General features: G+C 66.9%; 15 protein-coding genes. 6 read left to right on the top strand and 9 right to left on the bottom strand.

Going from position 1 to position 17,355, the window contains the following annotated elements; all coding sequences use genetic code 11:
• The first annotated feature begins 6 nt into the window (after window positions 1-6).
• Window positions 7-606 (top strand): SIS domain-containing protein, encoded by a 600-nt coding sequence (locus CBY09_RS10845; protein ID WP_094289322.1) that lies wholly within the window; start codon window positions 7-9, stop codon window positions 604-606.
• The gene (locus CBY09_RS10840) at window positions 606-1,271 is read left to right on the top strand and encodes a BON domain-containing protein (RefSeq protein WP_094289320.1); all 666 of its coding nucleotides are present in this window, start codon (window positions 606-608) and stop codon (window positions 1,269-1,271) included. Before CBY09_RS10845 ends, CBY09_RS10840 begins: the two co-directional genes overlap by 1 nt.
• Before the next feature lie 205 nt (window positions 1,272-1,476).
• On the opposite strand, the gene CBY09_RS10835 is transcribed toward CBY09_RS10840, so the two are convergent.
• From CBY09_RS10835 to CBY09_RS10820, 4 genes are all read right to left on the bottom strand, one after another.
• The gene (locus CBY09_RS10835) at window positions 1,477-2,391 is read right to left on the bottom strand and encodes an NAD(P)-dependent oxidoreductase (protein ID WP_094289318.1); all 915 of its coding nucleotides are present in this window, start codon (window positions 2,389-2,391) and stop codon (window positions 1,477-1,479) included.
• Between the two features lie 112 nt (window positions 2,392-2,503).
• Window positions 2,504-3,640: a PilT/PilU family type 4a pilus ATPase gene (locus tag CBY09_RS10830; protein WP_094289316.1), complete on the bottom strand. Its 1,137-nt coding sequence runs from the start codon at window positions 3,638-3,640 to the stop codon at window positions 2,504-2,506.
• 76 nt (window positions 3,641-3,716) lie between these two features.
• Window positions 3,717-4,352: a cyclic nucleotide-binding domain-containing protein gene (locus CBY09_RS10825; protein ID WP_063459228.1), complete on the bottom strand. Its 636-nt coding sequence runs from the start codon at window positions 4,350-4,352 to the stop codon at window positions 3,717-3,719.
• A 57-nt stretch (window positions 4,353-4,409) separates the two neighbouring features.
• The gene (locus CBY09_RS10820) at window positions 4,410-5,453 is read right to left on the bottom strand and encodes a type IV pilus twitching motility protein PilT (protein WP_094289314.1); all 1,044 of its coding nucleotides are present in this window, start codon (window positions 5,451-5,453) and stop codon (window positions 4,410-4,412) included.
• A 37-nt stretch (window positions 5,454-5,490) separates the two neighbouring features.
• On the opposite strand from CBY09_RS10820, the gene CBY09_RS10815 reads away from it, so the two are divergent.
• Window positions 5,491-6,210: a YggS family pyridoxal phosphate-dependent enzyme gene (locus tag CBY09_RS10815; protein WP_094289312.1), complete on the top strand. Its 720-nt coding sequence runs from the start codon at window positions 5,491-5,493 to the stop codon at window positions 6,208-6,210.
• A gap of 6 nt (window positions 6,211-6,216) precedes the next feature.
• Here CBY09_RS10815 and ltaE read toward each other — a convergent pair whose 3' ends face one another.
• The 3 genes from ltaE to CBY09_RS10800 form a co-directional block, all read right to left on the bottom strand.
• A complete protein-coding gene (gene ltaE / locus CBY09_RS10810; protein WP_094289310.1) occupies window positions 6,217-7,287 on the bottom strand; it encodes a low-specificity L-threonine aldolase in 1,071 nt (356 codons plus the stop codon).
• Between the two features lie 190 nt (window positions 7,288-7,477).
• Entirely contained in the window at window positions 7,478-8,725 is a 1,248-nt protein-coding gene (locus CBY09_RS10805; protein ID WP_094289308.1) for a branched-chain amino acid ABC transporter substrate-binding protein, read from the bottom strand.
• A gap of 57 nt (window positions 8,726-8,782) precedes the next feature.
• Entirely contained in the window at window positions 8,783-9,433 is a 651-nt protein-coding gene (locus CBY09_RS10800; protein WP_094289306.1) for a TetR/AcrR family transcriptional regulator, read from the bottom strand.
• A gap of 155 nt (window positions 9,434-9,588) precedes the next feature.
• On the opposite strand from CBY09_RS10800, the gene CBY09_RS10795 reads away from it, so the two are divergent.
• Entirely contained in the window at window positions 9,589-11,199 is a 1,611-nt protein-coding gene (locus tag CBY09_RS10795) for an AMP-binding protein (protein ID WP_094289304.1), read from the top strand.
• An 87-nt stretch (window positions 11,200-11,286) separates the two neighbouring features.
• On the top strand, window positions 11,287-14,559 hold the full coding sequence (locus CBY09_RS10790; RefSeq protein ID WP_094289458.1) for an acetyl-CoA carboxylase family protein: 3,273 nt from the start codon (window positions 11,287-11,289) through the stop codon (window positions 14,557-14,559).
• A 28-nt stretch (window positions 14,560-14,587) separates the two neighbouring features.
• On the opposite strand, the gene CBY09_RS10785 is transcribed toward CBY09_RS10790, so the two are convergent.
• Entirely contained in the window at window positions 14,588-15,214 is a 627-nt protein-coding gene (locus CBY09_RS10785; protein ID WP_338025246.1) for a LysE family translocator, read from the bottom strand.
• Window positions 15,215-15,297: 83 nt separating this feature from the next.
• Entirely contained in the window at window positions 15,298-16,104 is an 807-nt protein-coding gene (locus CBY09_RS10780) for an AraC family transcriptional regulator (protein WP_094289300.1), read from the bottom strand.
• An 89-nt stretch (window positions 16,105-16,193) separates the two neighbouring features.
• Between CBY09_RS10780 and CBY09_RS10775 the strand changes: the two genes are divergently transcribed.
• A complete protein-coding gene (locus CBY09_RS10775; RefSeq protein ID WP_094289298.1) occupies window positions 16,194-17,333 on the top strand; it encodes an aminotransferase class V-fold PLP-dependent enzyme in 1,140 nt (379 codons plus the stop codon).
• Window positions 17,334-17,355: the final 22 nt, after the last annotated feature.

Below are 17,355 nucleotides of genomic sequence, written 5' to 3'. Positions count from 1 at the left end.
GCCCTCATGCTTGAGCAACGCATCCAACAGCATTTCATCGACAGCGCCGACCTGAAGTACCAGGCCGCGCAAGCCCTCAGCCACCCCATCGCTGCCGCCGTGCAGGCCGTGCTCGCCTGCGTGACCAGCGGCGGCAAGGTGCTGGCCTGTGGCAATGGGGCCTCGGCTGCCGAAGCCCAGCAGTTTGCCGCCTTCTGTGTAGCTGGTTTTGAGCGGGAGCGGCCGGAGCTGGCCGCCCTGGCGCTGACCGCCGACAGCACCTTGCTGACGGCTGCCGCAGCGGCCAGCCAGGATGCGGCCCAGCAGTTTGCCCGCCAGGTGCGGGCGCTGGGCCAGGCGGGCGATGTGCTGTTGGCCCTGTCGGTCACCGGCAACGACGCCAACCTGCTGGCCGCCACCGAAGCCGCCCATGAGCGCGACATGACCGTGGTGGTGCTGACCGGCCGCACCGGCGGCAAGCTGGCCGCCTTGCTGCGCGAGACCGACGTACTGATCAGTGTCCCCCACGACCGCGCAGCGCGCGTGCGTGAAGTCCATGCCCTGGCGCTGCACTGCCTGTGCGACGGCGTGGATGCCCAGTTACTTGGTGAACAGGAGATTCCGTGATGAACAACCCAACCCTGGCCCGTACCCGCCGCACCGTGTGCACGGTGCTGGCCGCCGCTGCGCTGGCCGCAGGCTTGTCGGCCTGCGCCCCGCTGATCGTGGGTGGTGCTGTGGTGGGCGGCGTGATGGCCGTGGACCGCCGCACCACCGGCACCCAGATCGAAGACGAGGGCATCGAGCTGCGTGCGGCCAACCGCATCCGCGAAACCCTGGGCGACCGCGTCCACGTCAACGTGACCAGCTACAACCGCCAGGCGCTGCTGACCGGCGAGGTGCCCAATGCCCAGGACCGCCAGACCGTGGAGCAGATCGTCTCGCAGGTGGAGAACACCCGCTCGGTGGTGAACGACCTGGCCGTGATGCCGAACACCACGCTGGGCCAGCGCTCCAACGACACCTTCATCACCGGCAAGGTGCGCGCCAGCCTGGTGGACGCCCAGGACATCTCGGCCAACTCCTTCAAGGTGGTGACCGAGCGCAACATCGTGTACCTGATGGGCCGGGTGTCGCAGCGCGAAGCCAACCGCGCCACCGAGATCGCACGCGGCGTGAGTGATGTGCGCAAGGTCGTGCGCGTGTTCGAGATCGTGTCGGAAGAAGAGCTGCGCCGCATCGCGCCCCAGCCCGCGCCGGTGACGACGGACACCCAGCCCGCAGGAGGCTGAGGGCTGAGGGCGACAACATCTGACTCCAATGCCAAAGTCCCGAACCGCGTAGCGTAGTTCGGGACTTTTTACTTGAGGCTTCGCATTGCGCGCTGCACCATGAAACTGGCGTGACCAGTGCCCGTGCCCCCGCGCAAGGGCCGCCCCGCCGCGCCGGGGGCGTCCCCCCTTGGGGGGATGGCGCGAAGCGCCTCAGGGGGGCTTCTTACTTCAACCGCTTGATCAGGCTGGAGGTATCCCAGCGGTTGCCGCCCATCTGCTGCACATCGGCATAGAACTGGTCCACCAGCGCCGTCACCGGCAGGCGCGAGCCGTTGCGCTTGGCCTCGTCGAGCACCAGGCCCAGGTCCTTGCGCATCCAGTCCACGGCAAAGCCGAAGTCGAACTTGCCGTCCACCATGGTCTTGCCCCGGTTGTCCATCTGCCAGCTCTGGGCGGCGCCCTTGCCGATCACGTCCAGCACCTGCTTCATGTCCAGCCCCGCGTTCTGGCCAAAGGCCACGGCTTCGGACAGGCCCTGCACCAGCCCGGCAATGCAGATCTGGTTGACCATCTTGGCCAGCTGGCCCGAGCCGCTCTCGCCCAGCAGCGTGAAGGCGCGCGAAAACGCCATGGCCACGGGCTGGGCCGCATCAAAAGCCGCGGCGTCGCCACCACACATCACCGTGAGCTGGCCATTCTGTGCACCTGCCTGGCCGCCCGAGACGGGCGCATCGACAAACTGCAGGCCTTGCGCCTTGGCAGCCGCGTACAGCTCGCGCGCCACTTCGGCCGAGGCCGTGGTGTGGTCCACAAAGATGGCGCCGGGCTGCATGCCCGCAAATGCACCATCGGCTCCCAGGGTCACCGAGCGCAGGTCGTTGTCGTTGCCCACGCAGCAGAACACGATGTCGGCGCCCGCAGCCGCCTCGCGCGGCGTTGCGGCATGTTTTGGGGCCTTTGCGCCTGCGTACTCTGCACACCATGCTACTGATTTAGCAGCGGTGCGGTTATACACCGTCACTTCATGTCCGGCCAGGGCGAGGTGCCCGGCCATGGGGTAGCCCATCACCCCCAGGCCCAGGAAGGCGACCTTGCGGGAAGGGGTGGCGTCGTAGGTGCGGGGATTGGTGCTTGGCATGGCGGTAGCGGAGAAGGGTTAACGGGTTCGTGAAATGAAAACCCGCCCAAGAGGGCGGGCGAAAAGGGGGTGAAGCAGGGGCGACGGGCCCTGAGAGTCGCGGCAGCCCCGGTCAGACAATCGCAAAGTGCTCGGTGCCCTGGGCCAGGTCGGGGGACTTAGCGCGTTGGCTGTTGAGCTTGATCTGCAGGCGCAGATCGTTGAGCGAGTCGGCGTTGCGCAGAGCGTCTTCGTAGCTGATCACATTGGCCTCGTACAGGTCGAACAGCGCCTGGTCGAAGGTCTGCATGCCCAGGTTGCGGCTCTTTTTCATGATCTCCTTGATCTCGGAGACCTCGCCCTTGAAGATCAAATCGGAGATCAGCGGCGTGTTGAGCATGACCTCCACTGCAGCCGCACGGCCCTTTCCGTCCTGCTTGGGGATCAGGCGCTGCGACACCATGGCGCGCAGGTTGAGCGACAGGTCCATCAGCAGCTGCGCACGGCGTTCTTCGGGGAAGAAGTTGATGATCCGGTCCAGCGCCTGGTTGGCGCTGTTGGCGTGCAGCGTGGCCAGGCACAAGTGACCGGTTTCGGCAAAGGCCACGGCGTGTTCCATGGTCTCGCGGTCGCGGATTTCGCCCATCAGGATCACATCGGGCGCCTGGCGCAGCGTGTTCTTCAGCGCCGCTTCCCAGCTGTCGGTGTCCAGGCCCACTTCGCGCTGCGTCACCACGCAGTTCTTGTGCGGGTGCACGAATTCCACCGGGTCTTCCACCGTGATGATGTGGCCGAACGAGTTCTCGTTGCGCCAGTCCACCATGGCGGCCAGCGTGGTGGACTTGCCCGAGCCCGTGGCACCCACCAGGATGCACAGGCCGCGCTTGGTCATCGTCACTTCCTTGAGCACCTGCGGCACACCCAGGCCATCGATGGTGGGCAGCGTGAGCGGGATCGTCCGCAGCACCATGCCAACCCGGCCCTGCTGGACAAAGGCGTTGACGCGGAAGCGGCCGATGCCGGCGGGCGAGATGGCGAAATTGCACTCCTTGGTGCGTTCAAAGTCGGCCACTTGCTTGTCGCTCATCACAGAGCGCGCCAGCGTGAGCGTGTGGGTGGGTGTGAGCGGTTGTGGCGACACCTTGGTCACCTTGCCATCGACCTTGATGGCCGGTGGAAACTCTGCCGTGATGAACAAGTCGCTGCCATTGCGGCTGACCATCAGCTTGAGCAGGTCGTTGATGAATTTACTGGCCTGATCGCGTTCCATCAGAATTTCTCCCGGGGGTGGTCGTCGTCTGTCGGACGCTCATGGGTCTGGGTCTTGGGTTGTTGCATCACCTGCATCACTTCTGGTTGTCGCTGAGACGGGCACTCACCACGCGCAGGCGCAGCGACAGCTTGCGGGCCAGCAGCGCAATCAGGCTGGCGGCAAGCTGCGGGTCCTTGCTCATCATGTCGTCCATGGCCTCGGCGGAGAGCACCGCGATCTCGCAGTCGGTGAGTGTGGTGCAGGCCGAAAAGCGGATGCCGCTGTCCAGCAGCGACATCTCGCCCAGGATGTCGCCCGGGCGGGTCTCGGCCAGGCGCAGTTGCTCGCCCCAGGGCTGAACCCGGTCCACTGCAATGGTGCCGGTGAGCAGCACCACCATGAAGTTGCCGTACTCGTCCTGGCGGATCACGTCGCGGTTGGAGGGGATGGCGGCAAATTCGAAGAAGCGCTCCATGCGCTCCACGGCGTCCTTGTCCAGGTGCGCCATGTACTTGTCCTTGGCCCACAGGCCCTGCAGCAGCTTGCCGCCGCGGCTGGTGGGCAGGCGCTTGGCACCCACTTCGACGGCGCGGGCCTCCCAGGGCACCAGCATCGAATCGTCCACGCCCTGGCCCGCAAACGCGGTGGAGAACAGCACGGAATCCGTGTTGTCGTCCCCCGTCTTGCCGCTGCGGGTTTTCATTTTCAGAAGGCTCAGAATGCCTTTCATACGGTGCTCCGGTATGCGGCCGTTGGTGGGGTCGCAAGGTACATGGATGGTCGCGGATCAGCCAGGGAAATTCTCGGGGATCTTGGCCTTGGCACGCGCCTCGGCCGGGCTGATGATGTTGCGCCGGACGAGGTCCGTCAGGTTCTGGTCCAGTGTCTGCATGCCCACGCTGTTGCTGGTCTGGATGGTGGAATACATCTGCGCCACCTTGGCTTCGCGGATCAGGTTGCGGATGGCGCTGGTGCCCAGCATGATCTCGTGCGCGGCCACGCGGCCCGAGCCGTCCTTGGTCTTGCACAGCGTCTGAGAGATCACGGCCTGCAGCGATTCGGACAGCATCGCGCGGACCATTTCCTTTTCCTCGGCGGGGAACACGTCGATGATCCGGTCGATGGTCTTGGCGGCGCTGGACGTGTGCAGCGTGCCAAAGACCAAGTGGCCCGTTTCCGCCGCCGTCATGGCCAGGCGGATGGTTTCGAGGTCGCGCATTTCGCCCACCAGGATGGCGTCCGGGTCTTCGCGCAACGCAGACTTCAGGGCCGCCGCGAACGACAGCGTCATCGGCCCCACTTCGCGCTGGTTGATCAGGCACTTCTTGGACTCGTGCACGAACTCGATCGGGTCTTCCACCGTAAGGATGTGGCCGTATTCGGATTCGTTGAGGTAGTTGACCATGGCCGCCAGCGTGGTGGACTTGCCCGAGCCCGTGGGGCCGGTCACCAGCACCAGGCCCCGTGGCTTCAGGGCCAGATCGCCAAAGATCTTGGGGGCGTTGAGCTGCTCCAGCGTCAGGATCTTGCTCGGAATCGTCCGGAACACGGCGGCCGCGCCCCGGTTCTGGTTGAAGGCGTTGACGCGAAAACGGGCCAGGCCCTCGATCTCGAAGGAAAAGTCCACCTCCAGGAACTCTTCATACGTCTTGCGCTGCGAGTCGCTCATGATGTCGTACACCATGGCGTGCACTGTCTTGTGGTCCAGCGCATCGACGTTGATGCGCCGTACGTCGCCGTGGACCCGGATCATGGGCGGCAGACCAGCGGAGAGGTGCAGGTCGGAGGCCTTGTTCTTGACGCTGAACGCGAGCAGTTGGGTGATGTCCACGGAGTCCCTCTATCGTTTGGTACGCTTGCCAAACATTATGACCACGATTGCTAACAACCTCCAACAGGTTCTGGGCAGGATGGCGCAGGCGTGCACGGCCGCTGGGCGCGATCCGGCCAGCGTCGGCCTGCTGGCCGTTTCCAAGACCTTTGGCGCCGACGCGGTGCTGGAAGCGGTGGCCGCTGGCCAGCGCGCCTTTGGCGAAAACTACATCCAGGAAGGCGTGGACAAGATCGCCGCCGTGCGGGCGGCCCTGCCCGATGTGGCACTGCAGTGGCATTGCATCGGCCCCATCCAGAGCAACAAGACCCGCCCCGTGGCCGAGCACTTCGACTGGGTGCACACGGTGGACCGGCTCAAGATCGCCGAACGCCTGTCGGCCCAGCGCCCGGAGCCACTGCCACCGTTGCATATATGTATCCAGGTCAATATCGACGGCGGCCCCACCAAATCGGGCGTGGTGCCCGCCGATGCACTGGAGCTGGTGCGGGCTGTCGCAAAACTGCCACGGCTGGTGGTTCGGGGGCTCATGGCTATTCCCGACCATGCTCCTGAATTTGAAGCGCAACTGGCAATCCACATGCGCGCAAAAGCACTTTTTGACTCAATTTCCGCACTGAAGGAGCCGGGCCTGGCACAGTTCGACACCCTGTCCCTGGGCATGACGGCCGATCTGGAGGCTGCCATCCAGGCGGGCAGCACGCTGGTGCGCGTGGGCACCGGCGTGTTTGGTGGACGGACCTACCCCGCCGCCTGAGCGGGCTCAGCCCGGCAGCGTGAAGCGCGCCACGCAATCCAGCGCTGCCGTCACGTCCGCCTCGCTCACATCCAGGTGCGTCACCCAGCGCAGCCGGGTGGCGCCGCCATACAGGCTGCTGGTGACGCGCACGCCGTGCTGCGCCAGCCAGGCGGTGAAGGCTGGGGCCACCTCTGCGTGCAGGTCGGTGAAGAGGATGTTGGTCTGCCACGGCAGCACGGTGAGCTTGCCCTGCAGCACAGGGTGGCTGCGGTTGGCTTCAGCCAGCCCTTGCGCCAGCCGGTCCAGGCGGGCGTGGTCTTCCGCCAGGCGCCGAACATGGTGCTGCAGCGCGTAGTGGCCAGCAGCCGCCAGCACACCCGCCTGCCGCATGCCACCGCCCAAAATCTTGCGGGTGCGGCGAGCCTGGCGGATGAAGTCGCGCGAGCCCAGCACCAGCGAGCCCACGGGTGCGCCCAGGCCCTTGCTCAGGCACAGCGATGCGGAATCAAAGTGGCTGCACAGCGAGCGCGCTTCGTCGTACACGTCGGTGCCGTTGCGCGCGGCATTGGCCGTGGCAGCGTTGAACATGCGTGCGCCGTCCAGGTGCATGGCCAGCCCCCGGCTGCGCGCCAGTTGTGCCACCTCGGCGATGTAGGCGGGCGGCAGCACCTGGCCGCCGGTCGTGTTCTCCAGCACCACGAGGCGGGTGCGCGCGAAGTGCGGGTCGTCCGGTTTGATGGCGGCCGCGATGTCGGCCACGCGCAGCATGCCGTCTGGCTGGGTCTCGACCGGCTGGGGCTGGATGGAGCCCAGCACGGCCATGCCGCCCGCCTCCCAGCGGTAGGTGTGCCAACTCTGGCCCACGATGGCCTCGTCGCCGCGCTGGCAGTGGCCCCACAGCGCGATCAGGTTGGTCTGCGTGCCGGAGGGGGCGAACAGTGCGGCCTCAAAACCCAGCAGCTCGGCCGCATGGTCCTGCAGTGCGTTCACCGAGGGGTCGTCGGCAAACACATCGTCGCCCAGCGGGGCCTTGAACATGGCCTCGCGCATGGCGGGCGTGGGCTGGGTGACGGTGTCGCTGCGAAAGTCGGGCATGGGCGCGGTCCTTGTGGGTCGGGTCAATGAATGGCCGGCCATATTAGTCGCGTTGGCATCCCCTGCGGCTGCAATGCCCTCGGCCGGCGAAATGGGCGCTGCCTCGGTCAGGGACGCCGAGCAAGGGCCGCCCCGCAGCGAGGGCGTCGTCCCCCGAGGGGGAAGGCGCCGAAGGCGACTCAGGGGGGGGCTACGGTCTGTTCATCTTGCAATCCGTGCCTTGCGCCAGCTCATTGCCGGTGTAGGACGCATCGGTGCGGAAGCCGTAGTTCGTGCCCTCCCAGCCTACCTTCACGGCTTTGCCGTCCACCGGCGCAATGGTGTTGACCACCTGGGGCAGCAGCAGCTGGTGGTCTTCGCCGCGCATGCGCACGGGGCCCACCACCGATTCGAGGGTCAGGTCTTCCAGCGCGCGGGCCACCTTCACCGGGTCGGTGGACTGGGCCTTGTTGATGGCGGCGGCGAGGAAGCGGGGCGTCATCTCGATGCGTGGCGCGAGGAAGTCCTTGCCTGTCTTGGCCTTGTAGGTCTTGGCCAGCGCATCCACCTTGGGCGTCTCGGCCTGGCCGGGGTGCCATTCGGCCACCCAGGTCAGCTGGCCTTGCTTGGCCTGTGACACGGCCAGCACCGTGCCGGGGATGGAGCCCGCGCTGTGGTTGAAGTAGCGCAGGTTGTAGCCCGCATCGCCCGCCGCCTTGAGCAGTAGCGTCATGTCCTGCCCCCAGTTGCCGGTGATGACCGAGTCGGCCTCGGTGCTCTTGACCTTGGCAAGGTAGGGTGCAAAGTCCTTCACGCGGCCGATGGGGTGCAGCGCCTCGCCCACAAACTGGATGTCGGGCCGCGCCAGGCCCACCATCTCGCGGCCATAGTGCGCCCACTGCTTGCCATGGGCGTAGTCCTGGTTCAGCAGGTACACCTTCTTGATGTCCGGCTGCTTCTTGATGTAGTTGGCGATGGCCTTCATCTTCATGGCCGTGTTGGCCTCGAACTGGAAGTGCCAGAAGTTGCAGGCCTTGCCCGTCAGCTCGGGGTCGATGGAGGAGTGGTTCAGCACCAGAATTTCCTTGCCCGGGTTGCGCTGGTTGTGGCGCGCAGCCGCCTGCACTAGCGCCGTGACCACGGACGAGCCCGAGCCGCCCGTCACGATGGCCTTGGCGCCCTGGTCGATGGCGGCCTGCAGCGCGCTCTGGCTCTCTTGCGCGGAAAGCTTGCTGTCAAACTGCAGCAACTGCAGCTTGGTGCCTTTGAGCACGCCGCCCTTGGCGTTGATGTCCTCGATGGCGTATTGCGTGTGCGTGAGCATCAGTTCGCCCACATTGGCAAACGGGCCGGATAGTGGGTCGATGTAGGCGACCTTGAAGGTTTCCTGCGCGCTGGCGGCCGTGCCGATCAGCAACGCCGCCGCAGCGGCCAGGGGGGTGAGAAACACGGTTTTCATGGGTTTTGTCTCCGTTGGTTGTCGTGCTTGGGAAGGGGCGTAACGCAGCCGCTGGCGTCAGGCCGGGTTGCGCTTGCGGGTGCGCCGCAGCCCCAGCACGCGCCAGGCCAGCTGCGCCAGCTCCCGCGCCACCTCGTCTTGCGACAGGCGGCCGTCAGGGCGGTACCAGTTGTAGAGAAAGCCGGGCAGGCTGCAGGCGGCCAGGGCGGTGATCTTGGTGTCGTTGAATTCGAACATGCCGTCCTTGCGGCCTTCCTCGAGCAGTGCGCACAGCTTGTCGTAGAAGTGGTTTGCCAGATCCTTCTGCGCCGCCAGGTACTCGGGCCGGTACACCTGCGGCTCGCGGTAGGGGAAGAAGGCCGAAGGGTGGTGCTCCAGCGTGGCGTGGATCAGCCGCTCGATGCCCTCGGTCACCTTCACATGCGCGGGGCGGTCATCGTCCGGCGCAAAGTCCATCGCCGTGAAGCACGCCACGGCAGGCGCCCACGACAGCGTCTCGAAGATCTCCTGCTTGTTGCGGAAGTAGTAGTAGACAAAGGGCTTGGTCACGCCCAGCTGCTGCACGATCTGCTCGATGGTGGTGTTGGCGTAGCCCTGCGCATCGAACAGCGCCTCGGCCGCGCGCAAGATGCGCTCGCGCTTCTCGTCCGACCCGGCCGTGGCGGCCTTCTGGCGGCCGCTGGCCTGCACGGGGGGCTGCTGGTTCATCGGTGTCCTTTGCGCGACGTTGAAGTTATACCCATGGGTAGCATTGTTCTACCGAGCGGTATATATTGGCAAGACGCTGGCGGGTGAGGGCGCTCAGAGAAAACCCTGAGTGGCCGCCAAGAACCAGCGATTCCAGACACCTCGGAGACAACGCCATGCCTTCTGCCGCACCGCAGCTGCCGCTGCACGAACACCTGCGCCGCCACGCGCGCGAAACGCCCGACCGCATCGCCTACCTCTGGTACGGGCAGCCCCTCACGTGGGCGCAGCTTGATGCGGCCAGCGATGCATTTGCCGCGCGCCTGCAGGCGCTGGGTGTGGCCAAGGGCGAGCCCGTGGCACTGTTCATGAACAACTGCCCGCAGTACGTGATGGCGCACTACGGCATCCAGAAGATCGGCGCCATCGTCTGCCCCTGTGGGCCGCTGAACAAGGAGCACGAGCTGGAATACCAGCTCACCGACCTGCAGGCGCGCGTGATCGTCGCGGCCGATGTGCTGCTGCCCGTGGTGGACAAGGTGCGCGCCAAGACCGCGCTGCAGCAGGTGTTTGTGGTGCGCTATGCCGAACTGCTGCCCGAGGGCGCGCCCAGCATCGACGTACCCGCCGAGCTGCTGGCCATGCGCGCCGCCATGGCGCCGGTGCCTGCGGGCTGCGAAGACTTCCTGGCCGCCACGCGCACCGGCGCACGGCCTGTGCCCGTGGCGTTGGCGATGGACGACGTCTCGCTCATGACCTACACCTCGGGCACCACCGGACTGCCCAAGGGCGCCATGCTGAGCTACGGCAACGCTACCTTCAAGACCGCTGCATCGGCGGACTGCAATGGCATGACGCCGCACGAAACGCTGCTGGCCGTGGCACCGCTGTACCACATCGCCGGCATGGTGATGGGCGTGAACCTGCCGGTCTACACCGGCGCGACGGCCGTGCTGCTGTACCGCTTTGACCCGCTGGGCGTGGCCCAGGCGCTGGAGCGCCACCGCGTGACCTGGTGGTACAGCATTGCACCCATGAATGGCGCCCTGATGCAGGTGCCCGGCGCACGCGACATGGACTGGAGCGCGTTGCGCCGCAACCCGGTCACCAGCTTTGGCATCACCTTCACCGAGGCGTTGGCCCAGCAGTGGCAGCAGCTCGCGCCGAACTGCATTTCGCACGAGGCGGCCTATGGCCTGTCCGAAACTCACACCGTGGACACTGCCATGCCGGTGGACGCCATCCGCTGGGGCACCCAGGGCAAGCCCGTGCCGGGCAACACCATCCGCATCGTCGACCCCGACACCGGCACGCCGCTGGCCGTTGGCGAGGTGGGCGAGATCACCATCCACGGCCCCGGCAACTTCAAGGGCTACTGGAACAAGCCCGAGGCCACGGCCAAGACGCTGCGGGACGGCTGGGTCTACACCGGCGACATGGGCAAGATCGATGCGGACGGCTATGTCACCTTCATCGGCCGTTTCAAGGAAATGATCAAGGTGTCGGGCTACAGCGTGTTCCCCGAAGAGGTCGAGACCCTGCTCATCAAGCACCCCGCCGTGGCCCAGGCCGCCGTGATTGGCGTGCCCGATGCGGAAAAGGGCGAGGTGGTGCGCGCCTTCATCGTCAAGAAGCCTGGCCAGGACGTGGATGCCGCTGGCCTGGTGGCCTGGTGCCGTGAAAACATGGCGCCCTACAAAGCCCCGCGCGAGGTGCGCTTCATCGACGCGCTGCCCGCCACGGGCGCGGGCAAGGTGTTGCGCCGCCTGCTGCGTGATATTGCTTGAATGAGTGAAAAACTGGCTGCCGGTGCTAGTTGAATATGCGCTGGCAGCTATAAAAAATAGAGCGACTGCCCCATGCCATCTTCTGTTCTGTTCACCAAAGTGCTGGTTGCCAACCGGGGCGAAATCGCACTGCGCACTGTGCGCGCCCTGCACGACCTCGGCATTGCCAGCGTGGCCGTGTATGCCGACGATGACGCCGCCAGCCCCCATGTGCACGCAGCCAGTGCGGCCGTGGCGCTGGGCGCCACCGGCCCGGCCGCCTACCTGGACGGTGCGCGCCTCATTGCTATTGCCCAGGCGCAGGGCTGCGATGCCGTGCACCCGGGCTACGGCTTCTTGAGCGAGCGCGCCGACTTCGCCCGCGCGTGTGCCGAGGCCGGGCTGCGCTTCATCGGCCCCACGCCTGCGCAGCTCGCGTTGTTCGGCGACAAGGCGCAGGCCCGTGCGCTGGCGCAGCAGCAGGGCGTGCCGCTCATGCCCGGCACGCAGGCGGCGGTGTCTCTGGAGGAGGCCCAGGCCTTCTTCGCGCAGCACGCCCATGCCGGCATCGTCATCAAGGCCATCGGTGGCGGCGGCGGGCGGGGCATGCGTGCGGTGGCGTCGGCCGATGACTTGCCCGCTGCCTACGCGCGCTGCCGCAGCGAGGCGCAGGCCGCCTTTGGTGTGGACGGCGTGTACGTGGAGCGCCTGATGGACAACGCGCGCCACATCGAGGTGCAGGTGCTGGGCGACGGGCGCGAGGTGATCGCGCTGGGCGAGCGCGAGTGCACGCTGCAGCGGCGCTTTCAGAAGGTGGTGGAGATCGCGCCCAGCCCTTCGCTGCCCGCAGCGCTGCGCGAGCGGATCACCACCGCTGCCTTGTCGATGGCGCGGGCCGTGGCCTACGAGGGCCTGGGCACGTTCGAGTTCCTGGTGGACCTGGCCTCGAACGACCTGCCGTTTGTGTTCATCGAATGCAACCCACGCCTGCAGGTGGAGCACACCATCACCGAAGAGGTCACCGGCGTGGACCTGGTGCAGGCGCAGATCGCACTGGCCGCAGGCCGCACGTTGCAGGACATCGGCCTCGACCCTGCCGCACCGCCTGCCGTGTTGGGCTTTGCCGTGCAGTGGCGCATCAACGCCGAAACGCTGGACGCACAGGGCAACGCCACCCCAGGCAGCGGCACGCTCAGTCGCTTTGACCTGCCCGCAGGCCCCGGCGTGCGCGTGGACACGCACGGCGCAGCAGGCGCCTCGCCGTCGCCGCACTACGACACGCTGCTGGCCAAGCTCATCGTGCACACGCGCAGCCCGCGCTTTGCGGATGCGCTGCGCCGCTCGCAGCGCGCGCTGGCCGAGTGCCGCATCGACGGTGTGGCCACCAACCTCGCGCTGCTGCAGGCGCTGGCAACACGGCCCGAGATGGAGAGCCAGCAGGTGCACACGCGCTGGCTGGAATCCGTGTTGCCTGAATTGCTGGGTGCTTCCAAAAACATAGCTTCCAGCGCTTATCTATCAAGCGCTAGCGGCCAAAAAGACTCAAATTTCTCAATGCCTGCACCCGAAGGTGCCGTGCTGGCCCCCATGCCCGCCCGCCTGGTGCAGCTGAGCGTGGCCGAGGGCGACGTGGTCGCTGCCGGCGCCGAGCTGGCCGTGCTCGAAGCCATGAAGATGGAGCATGTGCTGCTGGCCCCACACGCGGGCCGCGTCGGCGCGCTGCTGGCCGTGGCCGGTGGCTACGTCGCGCAGGGGCAGCCGCTGCTGGTGCTGGACGCGGTGGATGATGCGGCCGATGTCGAAGTGCAGGGCAGCGCTGCGCACGACCCCGACCACATCCGCGCCGACCTGCAACGCGTGATCGACCGCCACGCCTTCACGCTCGACGCCGCGCGCCCCGACGCCATGGCCAAGCGCCACGCGCAAGGCGGCCGCTCCGCGCGCGAGAACATTGCCGACCTGTGCGACGACGGCAGCTTCATCGAATATGGTGCCCTCGCCATCGCCGCACAGGCGCGCCGCCGCAGCAAGGAAGACCTCATTGCCAACACGCCCGCCGACGGCATGGTCACGGGCATTGGCGGCATCAACGGTGCACTGTTTGGCGAAGAGAAATCCCGCGCTGTGGTCATGTCCTACGACGCCACCGTGCTCGCGGGCACGCAGGGCGCACGCAACCACGCCAAGACCGACCGCATGCTCGGCATCGCGCTGGCGCAGAAGCTGCCGGTGGTGCTGTTCGCCGAGGGCGGCGGCGGGCGCCCGGGCGACACCGACATGCCCGTGGTGGCGGGGCTGCATGTGCACACGTTTGCGAGCTACGCGGCGCTGTCGGGCCAGGTGCCAGTCATCGGCATCGCCGCGGGGCGCTGCTTTGCGGGCAACGCGGCGCTGCTCGGCTGCAGCGACGTGATCATTGCCACGCGCGTCAGCAACATCGGCATGGGCGGCCCGGCCATGATCGAAGGTGGTGGGCTGGGCGTCTTCAAGCCCGAGCAGATCGGACCGAGCAGCGTGCAGCATGCCAACGGCGTGATCGACGTGCTGGTCGATGACGAGGCTGGAGCGGTGCTGGCCGCGCGCCACTATCTGTCGTTCTTCCAAGGCCGTACATCGCAGTGGTCTGCACCCGACCAGCGCCTGCTGCGCGCCGTGGTGCCCGAGAACCGCCTGCGCGTGTACGACACCCGCACGGCGATGGCGGGCCTGGTGGACGACGGCAGCCTGCTGCTGCTGCGCACCGGCTTTGGCGCGGGCATCCACGCCGCGCTGGCGCGCATCGAAGGCCGCCCCGTGGGCCTGCTGGCCAACAACCCGCAACACCTGGGCGGCGCCATCGACGCCGATGCGGCCGACAAGGGCGCGCGCTTCATGCAGCTGTGCAACGCGCATGGCCTGCCCATCGTGAGCCTGGTGGACACGCCCGGCTTCATGGTCGGCCCCGAGGTCGAAGCCACGGCCCAGGTGCGCCATGTGAGCCGTCTGTTCGTCACCGCCGCCAGCCTGCGCGTACCCACCTTCAGCGTGGTGCTGCGAAAGGGTTACGGCCTGGGCGCCATGGGCATGACGGCCGGGGGCTTTCATGCGCCCGTGTTCACTGTCGCCTGGCCCACGGGCGAGTTCGGCGCCATGGGGCTCGAAGGCGCCGTGCGCCTGGGCTTTCGCAAGGAGCTGGAGGCGCTGCCCGAGGGCGCCGAGCGCGACGCGCTGTTTGCCAAGCTGCTGGCCAAGTCCTACGCCAACGGCGAGGCGATGCACATGGCCGCCACGCTGGAGATCGACGCGGTGATCGACCCGGCGGACACGCGGGCCTGGCTGGCGCGGGGGTTGGCATCGGCGCAGGTGGCGCCGCTGGGTCCACGTTGCATCGATACCTGGTGAAGCAGCACGGCACCTGACACGGTGGTGCCTATCGGTGCATCAGGGCGAGCTTTGCGCCGAGCCCGACAAACGCGGCCGCAAAGCCGCGGCGCAGCCACACCAGCGTGCCGGGGCGCTGCAGCACCTGGTCACGAAACCGGGCGGCAAAGACGCCATAGCCCAAGAACACCACAAAGGTCATGGCCATGAAGACCAGCGAGAGCTGGAGCATGCGCCACGCGGGCTGCGCTTCACCCGGTGCGATGAACTGCGGCAGAAAGGTGAGGAAGAACAGCGACAGCTTGGGGTTGAGCAGGTTGATCAGCATGGCTTCCGCGATACGCCCACCGGCTGCGCGTGCGGGCGCGTCAGTGCGGACCTCCAGTGTGGCGGGCGAGCGCCACGTGGCCCAGCCCATGTAGACCAGGTAGGCGACCCCCGCGTAGCGCAGGACTTCGAATGCCGTGGCGCTGGCGTTGAGAAGTGCGGCCAGCCCGGTGATCGCCGCCAGCAGGTGCGGCACGATGCCGAGCGTGCAGCCCAGCGCCGTCACGGCGGCAGCCCGAGCGCCGCCCGAGAGCCCGGCCGCCACGGTCAGCAGGGCTCCTGGCCCCGGCGAGACGACCACGATGAGAGAGGTGATGAGAAATTCGATGCCCATGGCGAGAGGCCGCACGGCGGCGGTGTGAAGTGGCGATGCCCGCAGCATCCGCCAACCCCCGCACAAGGGTCTTGAACGAAATTGCAGGGACCGGGCTGTCAGCCGCGTGCGCGAACGTAGGCCCCGGGTGTGATGCCAAAACTGCGCGTGAAGAGGCGCGTCAGGTGGCTTTGGTCGGCAAAGCCACTGGCTGCGGCGACATCGGCGAGGGGCGTACCCGCACCCATCAGATGGCGCGCAAGCTGCAGTCGGCGCTGCAGCAGGTAGGCGTGTGGCGTGAGGCCCGTGGCCTGGGCAAATTGGCGCACGAGCTGGTAGCGGCTCAAACTTGCTGCATCGGCCAGTTGCGCGAGGCTCCAGGGCGCGGTGGGATCGTCGTCCATCATGGTGCGAGCCCTGGTGATGGACGCGGCGGATTGTTGGTGGCCCTTCGGTCGCAGCAGGCCGCCCAGCACCTGCAACAAGCATTCCTCCACATGCAGCGTTGCGGCCGAGTGGTTGGGGCGGTGGGTGGCCGCGTCGAACAGCGCCAGTACCTGGGCCGCCAGCCGCGCATCGCGCATCGTCGGAGCATGGAATTCGAAGGCGGAGCCGAGCGGGCCCGGATGCACATCGGCCGCCAACGGCGCCACCAGGGAGGGCTCCAGGTAGAGCATGCGCCAGGCGCGTCCACGCTCATCCAGCGGCATGCCATCGTGGACTTCGCCGGGGTTGACCGTGATGGTGTCGCCTGGGCCCGATTCCACAATCCCCCGGCCGCTGGCCGATTTCTGCGCACCCCGCTCGATCACGCCCAGGCCGAACTGCAAGTGCATGTGCCTGCCGAAGACGAGGCGGGAGTCGGCCTGCATCGCTTCGATGCCAGGCAGTGCGGTGGGCAGGAATCGGAAGGGTTTTTGCTGCATGGCGCGCGGCCTTGGGGTGGCGCGGGGCCATGATAAGCTGACCTGATCGTCCCTTTTCCCCCCTCAGTTTCACACGCGGAGACTCCCCTATGCCCGGCCTTTTGCCCGATATCGACCCCGATGGCCTGCTCGAATTTTCGGTGGTTTACACCGACCGCGCGCTCAATCACATGTCCAAGCGCTTTACCGGCGTGATGCAGGACATTCTGGGCACGCTCAAAGAGGTTTACCACGCCCACACCGCTGTGCTGGTGCCCGGCAGCGGCACCTTCGGCATGGAGGCCGTGGCGCGCCAGTTCGCCAACAAGCAGAAGGTGCTCATCGTGCGCAACGGCTGGTTCAGCTACCGCTGGAGCCAGATCTTTGACGCCGACACCGGCTTGGGCGGCGGCGCGGTGGTGTGCAAGGCGCGCCGCCAGGGCGATGTCCCGCAGGCGCCCTGGGCGCCGTGCCCGGCCGACGAGGTGGCGGCCACCATCCGCGCCGAAAAACCCAAGGTGGTGTTCGCGCCGCATGTGGAGACGGCCAGCGGCATCATCCTGTCGGACGACTACATCCGCACGTTGACGGCCGCTGCCCATGAGGTGGGCGCGCTGTTCGTGCTTGACTGCATCGCTTCGGGCGCGATGTGGGTGGACATGCAGGCCACCGGCGTGGACGTGCTCATCAGTGCGCCGCAAAAGGGCTGGAGCGGCTCGCCCTGCTGCGCCATGGTGATGCTGAGCGAGCGTGCGCGCGAGGCCATTGAGGGCACCACGAGCAGCAGCTTCTCGTGCGACCTCAAGAAGTGGATGCAGATTGCCGAGGGCTACGAAAAGGGCCAGCACGCCTACCACACCACCATGCCCACCGACGCGCTGGTGCGCCTGTCCGAGGTGATGGCCGAGACGCGCGCCTACGGCTTTGCCAAGGTGCGTGACGAGCAGATCGAACTGGGCGCCAAGGTGCGCGCGCTGCTCGAATCGCGCGGCTTCCCCAGTGTGGCCGCCGAGGGCTGGAAGGCGCCTGGCGTGGTGGTGAGCTACACCACTGACCCGGGCATCCAGAACGGCAAGAAGTTCCTGGAAGTCGGCTTGCAGACTGCTGCGGGCGTGCCGCTGCAGTGCGATGAGGGGCCGGACTTCAAGACCTTCCGCATTGGCCTGTTTGGCCTGGAGAAGTGGCACAACGTGGACCGCAGCGTGGGCCATCTGTCGAAAGCGCTGGAACAGATTGCGGCGGCTGCCTGACGCATTGGGGTCTTGGTCGGCG

Origin of the sequence: Acidovorax kalamii (assembly GCF_002245625.1) — a bacterium.
GTDB classification, from domain to species: domain Bacteria; phylum Pseudomonadota; class Gammaproteobacteria; order Burkholderiales; family Burkholderiaceae_C; genus Acidovorax; species Acidovorax kalamii.
The sequence above is the reverse complement of the archived record's forward strand: the minus strand, read 5'-3'. Positions and strand labels throughout refer to the sequence as shown.